This window comes from Tenacibaculum mesophilum, assembly GCF_003867075.1.
In the GTDB taxonomy this organism is placed as follows: Bacteria; Bacteroidota; Bacteroidia; order Flavobacteriales; family Flavobacteriaceae; genus Polaribacter; species Polaribacter mesophilus.
Genome location: NZ_CP032544.1, coordinates 1,801,124 through 1,817,136, shown reverse-complemented (window position 1 = coordinate 1,817,136; position 16,013 = coordinate 1,801,124). Strand labels below are relative to the sequence as shown.

Sequence of the window (16,013 nt, the reverse complement as noted above, 5' to 3'; positions counted from 1 at the left end):
AAAATTGCCTAAAAATGAATGTTAAAGCAAAGCTATTTGTATGTGGAGAAGAACGAGAACTTTTCAATACAAATTTAAATTACAATCGACTTATTGATTGGAACGGAAAACCTACCTCTGCCTTAATGGGAGGAACCATCTCGGTTACATTTGAATCGCAAATGTATGATGATAGTTTTTTAGAGTGGATAATCGCAGACAGAACCGAAAACAAAAAAATACCATATCCTTTTGACTTATATCAGTTAAGAGACGGTAAAATTGTTTTTTATCAAGATGATTATGACGGATTAGAAATTTTTGAATACAACTTTCAAGATGGTACACTCATCAATTACCATGAAAAGTTTTGTAATCAGTCAGGTATGCAGGTAACTCTGACCATATCTCCAGCAATGCAAGACTACCGATTTTTTAACAACTCTAGCTGGAGTAAAAAAAGTACCACACGCTATATAAAACACTGGCAAGAAAGTTTTATACCAATAAAAGAAGCTACACCATATAAAGCTAAAGAAGATACAACACCACGCTTTACCTGTTATTATACCGACCTTGAAGGTAATAAACAAGCAGAGCCACATACAGGAGAAGAAGTGTACTTAGTATTGAAAACAGAAAATGCTATAGGACAAACAATAGATATTGATTTAAGTAACCACACCAAAGATTTTGTATACAACGATAAGGTTATAGAAAACGATATTATAAAAGATTTTAAGGTAACTAGTAGTGAACATAAATTGAAGTTACGTGTAGTTGTTCAACAAGAAGGAGAAAGAGAAACAATACAAAATTAATTAGCTATGGCAACATTAACCGTAAAACCAAGTAATACTCTGAAAATTAAAACCCAACGAGTAAAAAAAGCTTATTTGGCAAAAAAAGAGATTAAAGGTACTGAGAAAACAGGAGAAACTGAAAGTTATACTTTCAAAGGGAGCAATAATACAAGTACAAAAGCTCGTAAGGAAAAGATAGCAACAATTATTTATAAAAACATTAAGGGAGGTTTACAAAAAAAGGAACAGCAAACAACAGTTGCTCACATAGTAGAGGTACTTAAAAAAGACTCATATACAAAAGGAGATTGTATTGATATTCCTTTAATTCTGCCAAAAATAGAGTTTACAAAACTAGCTAATGCTAATTTAGGAGATGATGTGTATATGGTAGTTGAAACCGAAAATATGGCTAATAAACGCATAAAGTTAAGTTTAAAACAAGCCGAAAAAAATTGTTTAGTAGAAAAAGATAGTTCTATTGTTTTACAACAGGATGGTAAAAAAACTAGTGTTGTAGAAACGTATGTAAGCAGATTTGCAGAGCAAAATAAAAAGAACATATCAAATGCCGAAGATTTTAGAAACTTCGCTATAGACGCAGTTACACTATCACCTAAGGATGAGAAAGATCAGAAAAAATACAGAGAAGCTCTAAATAAAACAACAGATAAAAAAACGAAGCTGTTTATGGTTGTAGATGCAGAACCAGTAGGAGCTTCTTGGAAAGAAGTTTTTTATGATGAGGTATTTGACTTAACACCAAACCAATGGTATTATGGTGAAGAAAATTGGTTTGAGTTGAAAAGTAAAAGTGTAGTAGAAATAGGAGTTTATCATACAGGACATATTGATAAAGTAGAGTTGAAAGATGCTGAAAAAGTAAAATATGTTTATTATGATAAGGATGGAAAGAAACATAATCTAAAAGATGTTTATGATATAATTCAAGTAGAAGAATATAAAAATGGAAAAGCGTTAGAATCTGTACCAACAGGGTTCACGAAAGAAGAAACCATAAGTAAAGGACGTAAAAAGTATACGTATACTGATAAAGTGGTTGTCAAAGGGACAAAAGGTGAAGAAAAAGGGAAAATTAGAAAATATATAAAAACAGGGAAGAAAACGCCATTAATTCAAATAGGTAGTAAAAATTATACAGGACAAAAATTACCTATTCAATTTAAATTAATGTCCGATAGTACTAGACCTTATATTCACCCAAATGCTTTTGCTTGTGTATTAGGTGCAATAGCTAATGTAGGTTATAAAGACATTACAATGATTGGTTTTACAAGTAAAGATAATCACGGCTTTCCAAGTACAACACATGTAAATGGGTTACACGGAGATTTTAGGTATTTACGTAATGATAAAACAGGAGCAAGTCTTCACATTAATAATGACGAAGGGGCTAAAGAATTAGATGTAACTCGTCAAGAAAAAATGATTGATGCTTTCCATAAGTTTGGATGGAAAAGATTTTATAGTGTTTATTATACCTTAAACAAGGTAAAAAAAATATTAAAATTATCTGACAATATGCCACCACATCACCATCATTTACATACAAGATTATTTACTCCTAAATATAAAAAGTAATGAATATTTCAAATACTATAAAAATAATAATTATTTTATTAATAATCTCTTGCCAAAAAAAATCTGGAGAAACTAGATTAATTCCAGATGTTAAGACTCAAAAAGTATACTTTAAGAAAGTAATGTCTAAAATAAATAAAGCTAAAAATTCTGTTTTTTATCAACCAAATGGAGGAGAAAGAATTGAATCTGATTCAACAGTAACATTTGTTGAAATACACGAAGATTTAAATGATAGTTTTCAGTACTCTATAAGAGAACTAGAATACATAGTAGTTAATAACTATAGTGATAACGAATACTCTTCAAAGTTTTTCATTACCAATAAAGATTCTATTCTATTAGTGGTTAAAACTTCTGATGTTAAAAATAAAATACAGAAAGATACTTTTCTCTTTAAAGAAAATAAATTGTATTTCTGGAAAAATAAACAAGTAACACAAAAAGAAATGTTAGAAAAAGAAAAAGAGATTTTAGCTATTAAACGAGAAATAGACAGTGTTCTAAAAGATTAGAAATTTATGTATGATTTTGCATGATATTGTTTGATTATGGGTAGACTAGTTGGGTTGAGGTAAGTGAATTAATTATTTCTTTTAAGATATTTTTAAAAAGAAAAACTGTAGAAGAAAAAAGAATAGATAATGTTAAAATAGTTATTACTGATGAAATTAATTAAGATACTTATATTACTTTTTTTATTTTCTTGCTGCTCAAATGCTCAAAATCATTGTAAATTGAATGATGTTATTGATGATTTTTTGAATACAGAGGTGCCTTATTCTGAAGATGAAACAAGTGTTGATTTAACAGATGTGTTTACAAATAACACAGTACCATATATAGGTTTTATTGGAGAAAGTAAGAGAAAAATAGATTTTTTTATTACTTTGATTAAGCGTGATACAATCAATAATAATCGCTATCTAATAGAAGGGCAAACAAAGGTTTACTCTGAAATTACAAGGAATTTTAAAGGAGAACTCTTATTAGAAAAACAATACAAATTTTCTAAAAAACTAGACGAGGAAGTATCTTATTCTGATATAATTTTAAAACAAGGTTTTTCAATATTGACTTATGAATTGAAAGAAGATAATAATTTAGATAATAGAGGTGTTTTTAAGGGGAAGCTAATGGTTTCATGGTATCAAGACACTGATAATAATATAAATTATGATGATACTTTAGATTATATACCAAGTTATGCTAACTGTTATTTTTTTGGAAGTTGGATAAATAAAGATAAAAATGAAAAGATATTAACAGCATGGAGTCATTACAGAATACCATGCTCGGGAGATTTAGATATTGGGGCAGCCGAGTTTTCACCTAACCCAAAATATTACAATCAAGGGTGGAAATTGTATTCTTCAGAAGAGGAAACTATAAATCCAAATAGTGAGTTTGCTAAAATTGTAGATAAAGACGGTTATGTAAATATGCGTGAAAAAAATAATACTACGTCTAAAATACTTTCTCAAATCCAGTCTGGTAAATTAGTTGAAATTTTAGAACAAAAAGATGAATGGTGGCTTGTTCTTTATGATAACAAAAAAGGTTATATTCATAAAAGTAGGTTGCGTTTGGTTAAGTAAAAAACGAAAAATAACTTACAGATTATTAGTTGTTCATTGCTTAAATTAAATTCAATATATCCTTAGGAAGAAGAAAAACAAAAAAATACAGAGAAGCTTTAAATAAAACAACTGATAAAAAAACGAGGTTGTTTATGGTTGTTGATGCAGAACCCAAGAACCAAAATTGGTTTGAAGTGCAATATGAAGAAGTGGTTGATAATAGGCCGAATCTTTGGTATCATGGTGATGGTAATTGGTTTGAATTTTCTGGAACAAAAGTGTACAAAAAGGGAGATAAAGGGAAAGAAGTCCAAGAAATAAATATTCGTTTAGCTGGTTTTGGGGGGAATGTTCCTGATGAAAATTTACAGATAGGACAGTGAGAATGGTTAAACAGTTTCAAAAGGACTATATGGAAATTGAACCAACAGGTATAGTTGAATCTAAAACATTAGAAGCTATAAAAAAATTCGGAAAAGAGTTTGATATACCATTTAATAAAACTAAATGTCCATGTGGTACGTGTGATGGTTATGGTAAGGGGCTTTACCCTGAACAGAAGCAGTCGTCTAGTATACTTGAGAAAAAAAGAAAATATGAGTATCCAGGAATTCATAGGACTTTATTTTGGACATTAAAGGCGACTCTTTTTTACTTAAAACACGATGATTATTCTAATTATAATTTAAAGTTTGGAAAAGTATCTTCAGGATATAGATGTCATCAAGATAACAAAAATCACAAGAGAAGATCAACAAATCATATGGGTAAGGCGTTAGATATACACTTTTATAAATCGGATAATACCATATCTACAGAGGCTAATTGTGATAAAGTAAGAAAAATAATGAAAGATAAGTCAGGAGCTCAATTACGTTGGAGTGGAAAAAATAAATTTTCACTAGAGCCTAGTACTAAAGATAGAATAGGTAGAGAATTTATTGCAACTACATGGGTGCATTTTGATGTTCGTAATTTTGAGTTAAAATATCTGAAGGATAAGTTTTTTATAAAATCAAAAAAAGATATAACGAATGAAATTATTTAAGGTTTTAATTATTAGTTTACTGTCTGTTGTACTGTTAAATTGTAGGAATTCAGAAACAAAGGAAGGAAGTATTGACAAAGAAGATGTTGAGTTAAATAAACAAAGTGATGTAAAAGTAGAAGATACGTCTATTCAACAACAAGGTACGTCAGAACAATTGCCATATTTTCAAATTAACAATGATGATGCAATTCCATTAGATGAGGATAAAATAAAAATAGAATTGGAGGATTACCATTCTGATAATGATTTTAAGATCATTGTTAAAAGCAATGAATTTTCTGTACTTGTTTTATTTTCATATTATGATTTTGGAAATTATGATGAATATATAGTAACGTTAGATAATCAAGGTAAGCAACTTTCTAAGTTATTAGTGTATTACAATACTGCTCCTGATGGTAATGTAGAGAAGTATGAGTATTCTGATTATTATTTGTTTAAAAAATCTCTGGATTTAGATGTATTTAAAGTTTCAGTAGTAGAAAATTTAGAAACTCAGCAAGTTTTGAAAAAAGATACTATAAAGACTTCTTACAAAATAAATAAAAAAGGAGTAATAGAAAAAAAATAGATATTTAATTGTTTATAATCGTTTTAGTTTTGAATTGGTTTTAAAGTACGATTTTATATTTAATGATAAATTATCTGAGATAATAATAGATAAAATAAAAGAAAATTGGCTGTTATTAGATGAAGAAGGAGAAATAATAGGAGAAAGAGATACTCCAAAAGTAAAAAAAGAAACTTATAGAATTAGTAGTTCAGGATTCATTAAGTAAAATAGCAAAAATAAAAGCAGACAATGACTTAACCAGTGATACTATTTATGTAGGAAAAACTTTAAGTATTGGTTCACAACCTAAAAAAGAAAAAATAGGAGATAAAGTGACTTTTAAGAGTTTAAAGTCAGCAAATTTAGGTGATGAAGTCTATATAGTCGTAAAAACATCAAACTTGTCAAATAAAAAAATATGGTTGAATGTTAAACAAGGAAAGGCTGAGGAAATGAAGTTAGAAACTGAAGAAAAAGGTTTAATGTTACGGCATGAGAAAGGTACAAATACATTAGCTGAAGGACTTGTAGGAGCATATGCAAAAGATAGTAAAATCACCAATAAAGATGATTTTAAAGATTGGGCAATATTTAAAGTTACGTTAGGAGGTAAAGATACCAAAAGAGAAAAAGAAGAGTTAGATAAGCTTAAGGATAAAAAGGCATTTATGTACTTATTAGTTGATGCCCACACTCCTAATGGTATAAAAGTAGTATATAATGGAACGAATCCAGATAAAGATGGAGAACCAGACCAACGTACAACGCCTAACCGTTGGTTAGATATGGATGGTAAGTGGTTTGAGTTGGGGAAGAAACAAAGAGCTCCCTGGATGGAGTTTGCAGAACAAGAATATGAAACCTTTAAAGGTATAAATGAAAATAAATCACCATTAAAAGAACGAATCAAAGATTATTATCATAAAAGTACAACATTAGGGAAGTCGCATTACGGAAAGAAAACAGAGTGGACAGATGTAGTATCATGGTGTGCTTCTTTTGTAAATTGGTGCTTTGAACAAACTAAAAACTATAAAGGAACTAATGAAAGTAAAGGAGGAAGTTATAATTCATTAGCCTTTGATTGGATACCAAAAAATTGGGAGAATGGAGAAAAATGCGAAGCTTTTTATGGAGCAGTAATAACATTAAAGTATTCCCATACAGCTTTTATAGTTGGTAAAAACACAAAAAAGAATAAGTATGTTTATTTAGGAGGGAACCAAGGAGGTAAGAGTTCAGGAGAACAACAGATTAGGTATGGTACTGTGACTATTGGTAAAGAAAAATCGATATCAAAACCCAAAAATTATAAAGTCACAGATGAAGAAAAAAAGCTTAAAGAAATGACTGTAAATGCAGATGGTTCATTTAAAACAACAAGATAAATATATTATGAAATACCTATTGTTAATTTTGATTTTTACATTTTTTTCTTGTGGAAAGAAAGGAAAAGAGACTATAGAAGTTAAAACTTCAAAACAAGTTGAAATAGAAAGTTCTATCGAAAGAAAAACAAATAAGAATAATTCAGATTGTTTTCAAAGTAAGGATAGTGTAAAAATATCTTCTCTTTTGCTAAAATTTAGTAAAGAATATTTAAAAAAGGATATGTCTGAATACTTATCTGAAAATTACATAGAAACATTTGAAAAGTTTCCCAATGAACTTTTTGAACAGGCTTTAAAAAATGATGCTAAGCCAACCTTTGAAATAAAAGAAGATGATGTTGACTGTAACCTATTACCCGTTTATTATAATTATATGATTAAGATTATAGATGATGGAGAAGAATATTCTAGTGAAAGCACATTGATTTTTTATTTTATTAAAACAAAAGAGGGAGAGATTTTATTGGAAGGTATGGGGGCAGCTGGTTAATTAATAGTATGTATCTGTGTATAATAAAAACAGAAATATATGAGTTTTTTTAAAAAAAGAAAATGAGAAATAAAAATATTTACTCTAATTCTATTAGTTTTTATAATTAGTTGTAAAAAGAACATATCAAATGCCGAAGATTTTAGAAACTTCGCGATAGACGCAGTTACACTATCACCTAAGGATGAGAAAGATCAGAAAAAATACAGAGAAGCTCTAAATAAAACAACAGATAAAAAAACGAAGCTGTTTATGGTTGTAGATGCAGAGCCTGAAAATCAAAATTGGTTTGAAGTAAAATACGAAGAGTTTTTTGATAACCGTCCTAATCTTTGGTATTATGGGGAAGGTAAATGGTTTGAGTTAATAAATCAAAATATCATAAATATTTATCATACGGGAGAAATAAGTAAACTAGATTTTAAAGGATTGAAAGAAGTGAGTTATATCTATCATGATAAAGAAGGAGGCAAACATAGTTTAGGGAACTTTGATGTTATTGAGTCTCAAAGGTGGGTTGATGGGACAAAACATGAGTGGAAAACAAAGAAAGGAGGAGAATGGAAAAAAGTGACAATAGGGGCAAGAACTCGTTATTATAAAAAAGATGGAAATTTAAAAAATCCGTTAATAACCCCTTTTAAAGGTAGCCCGAAGGTTTTTAAATACTCAGATTCAAAAAATATCAATTTTGCTTTATATGAAGATACTTCAAGAGAGTATTTCAATCCAGAGGCTTTTGCTACTTTAATAGGAGCGTTGGCAGATGTTAATTATGTAGATGTTGTTTCTAATGGTTCAGTTGCAACAGATGGTACGGGAGCTTATAGTGTTAGCCACTTTAATGGGTTTAATATGGATTTTAAATATTTAAGAAAAGATAAGAAAAGGGCTAAAATAGATAAAGATTCAAAAGGGAATAAAATTCCAGTAATTTATGTAAATAATAAAGATTTAGATATTGAAAGACAAAATACTTTTTTAGATGCTTTACATAAGTTTGGATGGGGGGATACCATTAAAAATCTATCAAATAAAACACATGAAAATAAAGATTTGAATCATTGTAAGTCAGATAAACATCATAAAGATCACTTACATATTCAAGGGGTTAAAATAAAATATAAAAAATGATGAAAAGTATATTTATTCTTTCGCTTCTTTTTTTAACACAATGTACTACCAATGTAAATAAAAAAGAAGATAAAGGGAACGCTAATAAAGAGGAAGTAAAGAAAAGTGGTAATAAAAGTTTTGCTTATAAAGTAAAGTTTATAGAAAATAAAATTTTTGAAAATAACTGTGATAAAGATATTGTAGAAGAGCAAAATACTATTAAAAATATTGAATACTATATTCAATTAAATACTGATAGTTTAAATGTTTTAAGTCCTGATGAAGATAGATTATTATATAAAACAACAATAGAAAAAATTAATAGTTCAACTAAAAAGTACCAGCCTTCTTATTATTATTTTTTGTTAGAAAATAAAGATGAAGACATTAAAAGGACTTTTTTTTCAGAGAACTATCTATATGAAAGAGTAAAATCTAATTATAAAGAGATTGACTTTTTTATACTGTTAAATAAAATATTTGATGAAACTATAGAAGGAGACATTAGCCCTATAGGTTACAATTTAGAATTACTCACTTATAATAACATTCAGAATAAATTAATAGATAGAGTAAGGTTAATTACATCTGGGATTGGGTTAGAGGATGTTTCTTATCATGAGTGTTTTACAATAGATTCTAATAATATTATTGTTTATAGTTATAATTCAATGGAGGATGAATCTATATTTATAAGAAGAGAAATAATGTTAAAAGAAGATGGAATGTTTCATGAAAATAAAGCAAAAGTAGAAGTTTCCAACTAGGAGAGGAATTAGAGTCTTGAATATTTTAGATTAGTAAAAAACTAAAATAGATTTCAATATGAAATACACTAAATTAATTATTCTATTACTTTTTATAAGTTGTAAAATAACAACAAAACAAGATGCTGATGTAGTACAAGAAAAAAAGGAGATACAATCAGTAAATGTAGAGGGAAATAATCATAATGATACAGAAGAAGATACTTCAGAAAGTATAGAGAATGTAAAAAAACTAGAGTTTGATATTAAAGAGGTTTTGAACGAAGATATGATAGGACTATCTCTAGATGAGGAAGAGAAAGAGGTGTTAAAAAAATATACGTATGATGTTTCAGGAGCCTGTTATTCATGTGATATAGCTAATGTTAAATTTAGTAACAAAGAAGTAATTTTAACTAATATTTGTGAAGATTCGAAGGAAAAAAAATTCGAGGTAGAAAGTATTGTTAAAAAAGGGAAAACATATGAAATACTTTTTATTCAAGAAAACAAAAGAATAAAGTTATTTATAACTAAAGTAGAAGAAGTTCCAATTTATAATTTTGAGTTAGATGCTAATTTTCAAGAAATAGAAGATTTTAAAATCAATAAATTTTATATAACAAAAAAAGAATTAGAAAAACTAGAGATTCATGATTGTGGAGATTTTGAAGGATAAATAAAACTATTTTCTAATAGCTTTTGTAAAAATGATAAGGCATACTTAAAAGAAAGTAATGATAACTCTGTAAAAGTGTATTATGATGGAACAAAAATTACCTCTGGATATTAAAAAAAACTGAGGTAACAATACTGCAAGATTAGTTTTTGCTGAGGTGAACCATTGTAATTAGTTGCTAAACTTTAATCTCTTTACTTCTTACATAAGTATATTATTAGTAATTACTGTCAGTCAATATAAAAAACTTACTACTTTTGCTTAACTGCTAAAAAAGAAAGGATAAATCTAACATTCTTATATTTTGAAGAAGAAAAAAGAGCTACTATAAAATTACAATATGGTAGTAATCAAATTAAAATTTAATACAACTCTTTCTTCATTATAATTATAAACGTGTTAGTAGCAGTTTTTCAATTAAATTTATATGTATGATTTTTAAACTGATATTTAGAAAAAAATTAAAAGAATTAAAAAAGAAAGAACAAGGAATAGAGCTAGAAAGAAACCGTTTAAAGAAAGTTAAGTATTTATTAGATGAACGAGTAGGTAAAGAAGTAAAATGTGTAATAGAAACAACTAATAAAGGTGTAGAAGTGTTAGTAGCAATAAACTCTAAAGAAAACGAAATAGAAGTTTTTGATATTGATACTATGAACACGCCTCCAGTTAAAGAATCTGGGTTATGGGTGAAGATGTGGGACAAAATGAGAAGTAAAGAAGTTTTTTTACAAGATAGAAATGGAAAAAACAAGGGCTTCGAAGAAGTTGCAATGATGCATTTATTTAACTTGATTGATAAAGCCACAAAAGAAAAAGTTAGTTGGAAAGTAAAAGATATTAAAGATTATAATGATAAAGATAAACTCATTACTTTATATGAAAATATGGGGTTTAAAATAAAACACTTTTCAAAAGCCCAATAACTTTAAAGAGCGTAAAGTCAATTTAATCAGTAGTAGTCTTTGTTTAGCTAAGATTGTTAAGGTTTCTTGAGAAAATACTTTAAGAAAAGTAACAATTTATTTACATAAAAATTTGGTAGTAAGAAAACTATAGTATAAATTTACACCACACAAGGCAATATTTGTTATCTTCTTTCTTCTTTTAGAATGGCGCCAAAAATAAAAAAAGAGAAGGTTTTATATTGTTTAAAGCTTTCTCTTTTTTTATTGAGAAAGCTCTAAAAAGTATTTTAAAATTAATTATTAAACCCAAAAAAAAGAAACTATGGGATCATTTAGAGCAAGTTTCGAATTCGCAGGAAAAGAATTCGACGTATTAGAAGCTGAGTACAGCTTAAACAGAAACACAGACACAAAAGGTAAGCCATCTTCAAGTGTAAACGGAGGAAGAGTTACTTTAACTATTGAATCAACATCAGATACTTCTGTTATCGAGGCAATGGTGAATAGCCAGTTTAAGTCTGTAGATGGAAAAATTGTTTTCAAGAAAACAGATGAAGATTCAAAAATGAAAGAAGTAGAATTTAAAAACGCTTACATCGTTTACTTCAAAGAAGAATTAGATGTAAACAACGAAATTCCAATGAAATTAACAGTTACTTTCTCAGCTGAAGAATTATTAATTGGTAACGCAAACTTAGATAACCGTTGGCCAGTAGCTTAATGAGAAGGACTAAATAACATTTAGTTTTATATAATTTATTTATTAAAGACCTTCTCTTTATTACAAAGGAAGGTCTTTTTTTGTTTAAAAAATAGCATTGAAAATTATTCTAACAAAGAAAAAATACCCCCATGCATAAGATAAAAGAAGAAGCATTAGATAAACAAATTACTATAGATGGTAATTTTGTAAAGAGCTATAAAACAATTACAATAAACCAATTCTTATACCAGCACCATACTTTTGAAGTCGTGGTAGACATAGAAACTGTAGAAGAAGCAGGAAGTTACACCTTGGAAAAATCAAAAGAATGGTTAGGAAAACAATTAACAACTAACGTTTCTGGTAAAGCATTTATAGGTGTTGTGTTAGATGTGTCAATGCGCCATAATGAAATAGGTTTACACGGTGAATTAATACTTAAAGGATTATCTCAAACAGTTTTACTAGAAAATGGAAAACAACAGAAATCTTGGCTAGAAAAAGATTTGGCAAGTATTATTTCAGAGATCATGGATACTACCGCTATAAAAAACAAGATTAATCCAGCATACACTTCAGTAATTCCTTACCAATGCCAATACGCAGAGAGCGATTATAAGTACCTACAAAGATTAGCATATCAGTATAATGAATGGTTTTATTTTGATGGAGTAGACGTTATTTTTGGAAAGCCAGAATCACAAGGTCAAAAACCAATAGAGCTAGAATATAGTAAAGACTTAAAAGAGCTACAAATAAAAACGAAAACGTATAATCCTACTTTAGCAACTTATAGTTACGATTCATTAAATGATCAGTTTTTTGAAGGAGATTTAAAAGTAACTAACGAAGGATTAAACGATTTAGCAAATACAGCACTTAAAGCATCAGAACAAGTTTATAAAGAAGTAAAAGACTTTGGTGTAAGTGATGTGTTTTTACAAGACAAATCATCATTAGATGAGTATTTACAAAAACGATTACAAGGGTTAAGTGCAGGAGGTAATGTGCTTAAAGCAAGTGGAGGAGCAAAAGGACTAAGTTTAGGGAGCGTAATTAAAGTAAGTGCAGCAAAGTATGACGAAGGAAAATATACTGTAAAACAGTATGGAGAATATATTATAACACAAATAAGCCACTTTGCAGATGTAGGAGGAGCATATTCTAATACTTTTGAGGCAATTCCAGCAAACACAAAAAGCTTACCATTAAACGAAAACATAGCACCAGCTGTAGCTAATAATCAAGTAGCGAAGGTAGTAAGTAATAAAGACCCAGAAAGTAAAGGACGTGTACAAGTTCAGTTTTACTGGCAAGAAGCTATTGGAGCAAAAACAGATTTTATTCGTGTAATGACCCCAGATGCAGGGAGCAGTGATCTTACTAAAACTAATAGAGGTTTTGTTTTTATTCCAGAAGTAGGAGACCAAGTAATGGTAGGTTTTGAGCATAACGACCCTAACCGTCCCTTTGTAATGGGAAGTATGTTTACAGGTAAAAATGGAGCAGGTGGAGATGAAGAAAATGTAAGAAAGAGTATTATTACGCGAGGTGGACACACTATTGAGTTAGATGACACAAAAGATAAAGAGAAAATAACCATAAAAGACAAAGACGGAAGTATCATAACCTTTGATACTAAAGAAAAATCATTGTTTGTTCAGTCTGCTGAAACTATGGAGTTTTCTGCAAAAAATGTAAAAATAATTGCTGAAGAAAATATCGAACTACAAGCAAAAGGAGAAATAAAAACAGCATCAGAAAAAGACACTTCAATCTTATCTCAAGGAGCAATTAAAGCTCAGGCAGATAAAGACGCTAGTATTACAAGTAGTGCAAATGTAGCCATTGAAGCAAGTAGTAAAGCTACCATTAAAGGGCAAAACACAACTATTGAAGGTCAAGTGGCAGCCGAGTTAAAAGGACAACAAACAAAAGTACAAGGGCAAATGACTGTTGTACAAGGAGCAAGCGGTAAGTTTGATATAATGTAATCTTTTTAAAAACTAAAATATATGCCAGGACCAGTAGCAACAGTAGGTAGTATGCATGCATGTCCTATGTGTAGTGGAACAACCCCTCATGTTGGAGGACCAATAGCACAAGGAGAAGCAAATGTATTAGCCAATGGTAAACCCGTAGCCACCATAGGTAGCATGTGTACCTGTGTAGGACCACCAGATACCATAGCACAAGGATTTCCTAATATTTTAATTAACGGAAAACCCGTAGCATGTTTGGGAGACCTAACAGCTCACGGAGGAACAATAACAGCAGGAGAAGCTAATATTATAGTGGGTAGTGCTGCGCCAGTTCCATCGGTTAATATGCCAGTAAATAAAATACCATTTCCTAAAATTAGTATTGTAGATAGATTGGCTCACAATAGTAAAATAAAAGAAGCGGAAGAAAATCAAGAAAAGCTAAAAGAAGAAGAGCAAGGAGAACCGCGAATTTATAATTTACAATGGCTAAAAGAGAAGAATATAATACGGAAGTCAAAAGTGTTAAAAGAAGTAACACTTCGAGCTTATGTGTATAATATACCAGAAGGAGAAAGTATTACGTTTAAAGTAAAGAAACCTGTTGAAACTACTGATGAAAATGGTAGTACAACCACAAATGAAGAAGAAGTGGTTGAACTAACAGGTACGGTACAAGATAAAAAAGTAGAAGTTACTTGGGAAGTTGAAGATGCTTCGGAAGAAAAGGAAAGTACCAATAATGAAGGTAGTAATTCAAATTCTAATACAAAAGAAGCGTGTAATTCAACACCATCACCTAGTAATCTAATAGTACCAGCTTCTGAAGAAGAAAAAAAAGACCGTTTTGTTGAAGTAGAAAAAGGAGAGGTTAAAAAAGGTAGTTGGATTATAGAAGAAGGAAACACAATTATTGTTAATAGGAATGGAAATAGAGCATATGATTGGGAGTATGCAGATGCTCCCAGTGAAGCTAAAATGAAGAAAAATGGGATGTCAGATCATGATATTTTTAATGTGAAGTTAACAAAATCTTACCCAGAAGCATATTTAAAAGCAGAAATGAAAGTTACTCTTTGGTTGTTTTCTGATCTGGAAGATGGTTTTGGAGAAAATGGAATACAATTAGCTAATCACTTTTTTTCTGGAGGAGGAAAAGATTTTGAATTTAATCAAAATTCAAACCCTTCAAAAGAAATACGTGATTCAAAAAGGTTTAAGTCTTTTTTGTCATCTTTAAAAAAGGAACTTAAAGAGAAATATAATAAAGATGGTGTTATAGATAATGATTCTACAAAGAATACATCTTATAAAATAAAAACTTCACTTCCTTACTATGGAGTATCATCATCATTAAACCCAAATATGAATGAAGCAGCAACATTTATTGGAGGTATTCAAGGTTGTTTGGCAAAATATAGAGTGTTAAAAAATGAAAAGACCAATGAAGTAAAAGTTGAAATAGATAGGGTGATATTTCTTGATACTTTTGGAGCAGGATGGGAAGATGGAGGAGCTAATGGTATGGCTAAGCAATGGGTGCCAGGTTTGGTGGCAATGTTCTGTTTACAACATTTTAAAAATGTAAATAATCCTGAAAAGTATAGACCTTTTACAGTGTTTGTAGATATTAAACCTTCGGAATCATGAATTTAATTTTTCTTTCTCTAGTTGTTATTGTTGTAATTTTCATTCTTTTTTTTATTAAAAAAAAGAAGTCAATAAAAATCGTACTGTCTCTTTTGTTACTTTCAACTGCTTTTTGGGTATATCTTTTAAGTGAGAGGGAAGTAAAAAATAAAAACTCAACTTTTGAAATAAAACATGTTACAATAAATGATTATTATGCAGATTATGTATTTAACTTTAAAGGCAACTCTGATCAAATAGAAAGCATGTTTAATTATGTTTATGATGACATAAAAAATAGAAAACTAAAACAAAAAAAGAAAGTCCAAGAGAAGATTATATCGGGAAGTGCAATGGCGGATAAGTCAGCTAAAAATGTAGTTAATAAAGCTTCAGTAACTAAAGAAGAAATAGAATCAAGCTTTTTTGATTATGAGCTTTTAAGGCCTGTTGAAAATGCAAACCCCAATGATAGAGAGAACTTAATATTTAAGTTTATAATAGATAAGGAAAAAGGAGATATAGAAAGTATTATATCAAAATTTACGAATACGGAGATAAAAAAAGAGGAGTATAAAATTGAATCAGTAAATGATACTTTATCTAACATATATTTAGAAGATACATTATTAAATTATAATTCATTTTCTAAAAGCTTAGAGTTGGCAAAAAAGAACAAATCTCACTTTACTTCGAATATTTACAATTACGATGTTTTATGCAAAAACAAATTTATTTTCAGAATAAAATATTTTGAAAGAGGAAAACATCTTAAAGTACTTTTTAAAAACAAAAATTAAA

18 protein-coding genes are annotated in these 16,013 nt (G+C 29.1%); all 18 read left to right on the top strand.

Annotation, left to right across the window (positions count from 1 at the left end; all coding sequences use genetic code 11):
* Positions 1-14 precede the first annotated feature (14 nt).
* The 18 genes from tssD (D6200_RS08325) to D6200_RS08245 all read left to right on the top strand — a co-directional run bounded on the left by tssD (D6200_RS08325) (position 15) and on the right by D6200_RS08245 (position 16,012).
* Complete coding sequence (gene tssD / locus D6200_RS08325) at positions 15-800, top strand: type VI secretion system tube protein TssD (RefSeq protein WP_073184343.1); 786 nt, start codon at positions 15-17, stop codon at positions 798-800.
* Between the two features lie 6 nt (positions 801-806).
* Positions 807-2,384, top strand: coding sequence for a hypothetical protein (locus D6200_RS08320; protein ID WP_073184346.1), 1,578 nt, complete (start codon positions 807-809; stop codon positions 2,382-2,384).
* On the top strand, positions 2,384-2,899 hold the full coding sequence (locus tag D6200_RS08315) for a hypothetical protein (protein WP_073184348.1): 516 nt from the start codon (positions 2,384-2,386) through the stop codon (positions 2,897-2,899). The genes D6200_RS08320 and D6200_RS08315 overlap by 1 nt, the downstream gene beginning before the upstream one ends.
* A 150-nt stretch (positions 2,900-3,049) precedes the next feature.
* Positions 3,050-3,982 (top strand): SH3 domain-containing protein, encoded by a 933-nt coding sequence (locus D6200_RS08310; protein ID WP_083574836.1) that lies wholly within the window; start codon positions 3,050-3,052, stop codon positions 3,980-3,982.
* Positions 3,983-4,116: 134 nt separating this feature from the next.
* Positions 4,117-4,347, top strand: coding sequence for a hypothetical protein (locus tag D6200_RS08305; protein WP_073184352.1), 231 nt, complete (start codon positions 4,117-4,119; stop codon positions 4,345-4,347).
* A 29-nt stretch (positions 4,348-4,376) separates the two neighbouring features.
* Positions 4,377-5,012, top strand: a complete 636-nt coding sequence (locus D6200_RS08300) for a hypothetical protein (RefSeq protein ID WP_125064401.1) — start codon at positions 4,377-4,379, stop codon at positions 5,010-5,012.
* Positions 4,999-5,586: a hypothetical protein gene (locus D6200_RS08295; RefSeq protein ID WP_047790424.1), complete on the top strand. Its 588-nt coding sequence runs from the start codon at positions 4,999-5,001 to the stop codon at positions 5,584-5,586. Before D6200_RS08300 ends, D6200_RS08295 begins: the two co-directional genes overlap by 14 nt.
* Positions 5,587-5,620: 34 nt before the next feature.
* Positions 5,621-5,794, top strand: coding sequence for a hypothetical protein (locus tag D6200_RS15300; RefSeq protein ID WP_156167114.1), 174 nt, complete (start codon positions 5,621-5,623; stop codon positions 5,792-5,794).
* A 175-nt stretch (positions 5,795-5,969) separates the two neighbouring features.
* Entirely contained in the window at positions 5,970-6,956 is a 987-nt protein-coding gene (locus D6200_RS08290) for a C40 family peptidase (RefSeq protein WP_143157141.1), read from the top strand.
* Complete coding sequence (locus D6200_RS08285) at positions 6,931-7,449, top strand: hypothetical protein (protein WP_073184356.1); 519 nt, start codon at positions 6,931-6,933, stop codon at positions 7,447-7,449. Before D6200_RS08290 ends, D6200_RS08285 begins: the two co-directional genes overlap by 26 nt.
* Before the next feature lie 252 nt (positions 7,450-7,701).
* The gene (locus D6200_RS08280) at positions 7,702-8,583 is read left to right on the top strand and encodes a hypothetical protein (RefSeq protein WP_073184358.1); all 882 of its coding nucleotides are present in this window, start codon (positions 7,702-7,704) and stop codon (positions 8,581-8,583) included.
* Positions 8,580-9,332: a hypothetical protein gene (locus D6200_RS08275; protein WP_125064400.1), complete on the top strand. Its 753-nt coding sequence runs from the start codon at positions 8,580-8,582 to the stop codon at positions 9,330-9,332. Before D6200_RS08280 ends, D6200_RS08275 begins: the two co-directional genes overlap by 4 nt.
* Before the next feature lie 58 nt (positions 9,333-9,390).
* The gene (locus D6200_RS08270) at positions 9,391-9,990 is read left to right on the top strand and encodes a hypothetical protein (RefSeq protein ID WP_073184362.1); all 600 of its coding nucleotides are present in this window, start codon (positions 9,391-9,393) and stop codon (positions 9,988-9,990) included.
* A gap of 431 nt (positions 9,991-10,421) precedes the next feature.
* Positions 10,422-10,916, top strand: coding sequence for a hypothetical protein (locus tag D6200_RS08265; RefSeq protein ID WP_073184364.1), 495 nt, complete (start codon positions 10,422-10,424; stop codon positions 10,914-10,916).
* A 304-nt stretch (positions 10,917-11,220) separates the two neighbouring features.
* On the top strand, positions 11,221-11,619 hold the full coding sequence (gene tssD / locus D6200_RS08260; RefSeq protein ID WP_073184365.1) for a type VI secretion system tube protein TssD: 399 nt from the start codon (positions 11,221-11,223) through the stop codon (positions 11,617-11,619).
* A 131-nt stretch (positions 11,620-11,750) separates the two neighbouring features.
* Positions 11,751-13,595, top strand: coding sequence for a type VI secretion system Vgr family protein (locus tag D6200_RS08255; RefSeq protein WP_073184366.1), 1,845 nt, complete (start codon positions 11,751-11,753; stop codon positions 13,593-13,595).
* 21 nt (positions 13,596-13,616) lie between these two features.
* Positions 13,617-15,233 (top strand): PAAR domain-containing protein, encoded by a 1,617-nt coding sequence (locus D6200_RS15550; RefSeq protein ID WP_073184367.1) that lies wholly within the window; start codon positions 13,617-13,619, stop codon positions 15,231-15,233.
* Entirely contained in the window at positions 15,230-16,012 is a 783-nt protein-coding gene (locus D6200_RS08245) for a hypothetical protein (protein WP_073184368.1), read from the top strand. Before D6200_RS15550 ends, D6200_RS08245 begins: the two co-directional genes overlap by 4 nt.
* Position 16,013: the final 1 nt, after the last annotated feature.

Excerpts from the sequence above, each read along its gene's own strand:
- D6200_RS08275 (WP_125064400.1), top strand. The coding sequence starts at position 8,580 with ATGATGAAAAGTATATTTATTCTTTCGCTTCTTTTTTTAACACAATGT.
- tssD (WP_073184365.1), top strand. The coding sequence starts at position 11,221 with ATGGGATCATTTAGAGCAAGTTTCGAATTCGCAGGAAAAGAATTCGAC.
- D6200_RS15550 (WP_073184367.1), top strand. The coding sequence starts at position 13,617 with ATGCCAGGACCAGTAGCAACAGTAGGTAGTATGCATGCATGTCCTATG.
- D6200_RS08295 (WP_047790424.1), top strand. The coding sequence starts at position 4,999 with ATGAAATTATTTAAGGTTTTAATTATTAGTTTACTGTCTGTTGTACTG.
- tssD (WP_073184343.1), top strand. The coding sequence starts at position 15 with ATGAATGTTAAAGCAAAGCTATTTGTATGTGGAGAAGAACGAGAACTT.
- D6200_RS08255 (WP_073184366.1), top strand. The coding sequence starts at position 11,751 with ATGCATAAGATAAAAGAAGAAGCATTAGATAAACAAATTACTATAGAT.
- D6200_RS08280 (WP_073184358.1), top strand. The coding sequence starts at position 7,702 with ATGGTTGTAGATGCAGAGCCTGAAAATCAAAATTGGTTTGAAGTAAAA.
- D6200_RS08320 (WP_073184346.1), top strand. The coding sequence starts at position 807 with ATGGCAACATTAACCGTAAAACCAAGTAATACTCTGAAAATTAAAACC.
- D6200_RS08265 (WP_073184364.1), top strand. The coding sequence starts at position 10,422 with ATGATTTTTAAACTGATATTTAGAAAAAAATTAAAAGAATTAAAAAAG.
- D6200_RS08245 (WP_073184368.1), top strand. The coding sequence starts at position 15,230 with ATGAATTTAATTTTTCTTTCTCTAGTTGTTATTGTTGTAATTTTCATT.
- D6200_RS08270 (WP_073184362.1), top strand. The coding sequence starts at position 9,391 with ATGAAATACACTAAATTAATTATTCTATTACTTTTTATAAGTTGTAAA.
- D6200_RS08315 (WP_073184348.1), top strand. The coding sequence starts at position 2,384 with ATGAATATTTCAAATACTATAAAAATAATAATTATTTTATTAATAATC.
- D6200_RS08285 (WP_073184356.1), top strand. The coding sequence starts at position 6,931 with ATGGTTCATTTAAAACAACAAGATAAATATATTATGAAATACCTATTG.
- D6200_RS08310 (WP_083574836.1), top strand. The coding sequence starts at position 3,050 with ATGAAATTAATTAAGATACTTATATTACTTTTTTTATTTTCTTGCTGC.
- D6200_RS08300 (WP_125064401.1), top strand. The coding sequence starts at position 4,377 with ATGGAAATTGAACCAACAGGTATAGTTGAATCTAAAACATTAGAAGCT.
- D6200_RS08305 (WP_073184352.1), top strand. The coding sequence starts at position 4,117 with ATGGTTGTTGATGCAGAACCCAAGAACCAAAATTGGTTTGAAGTGCAA.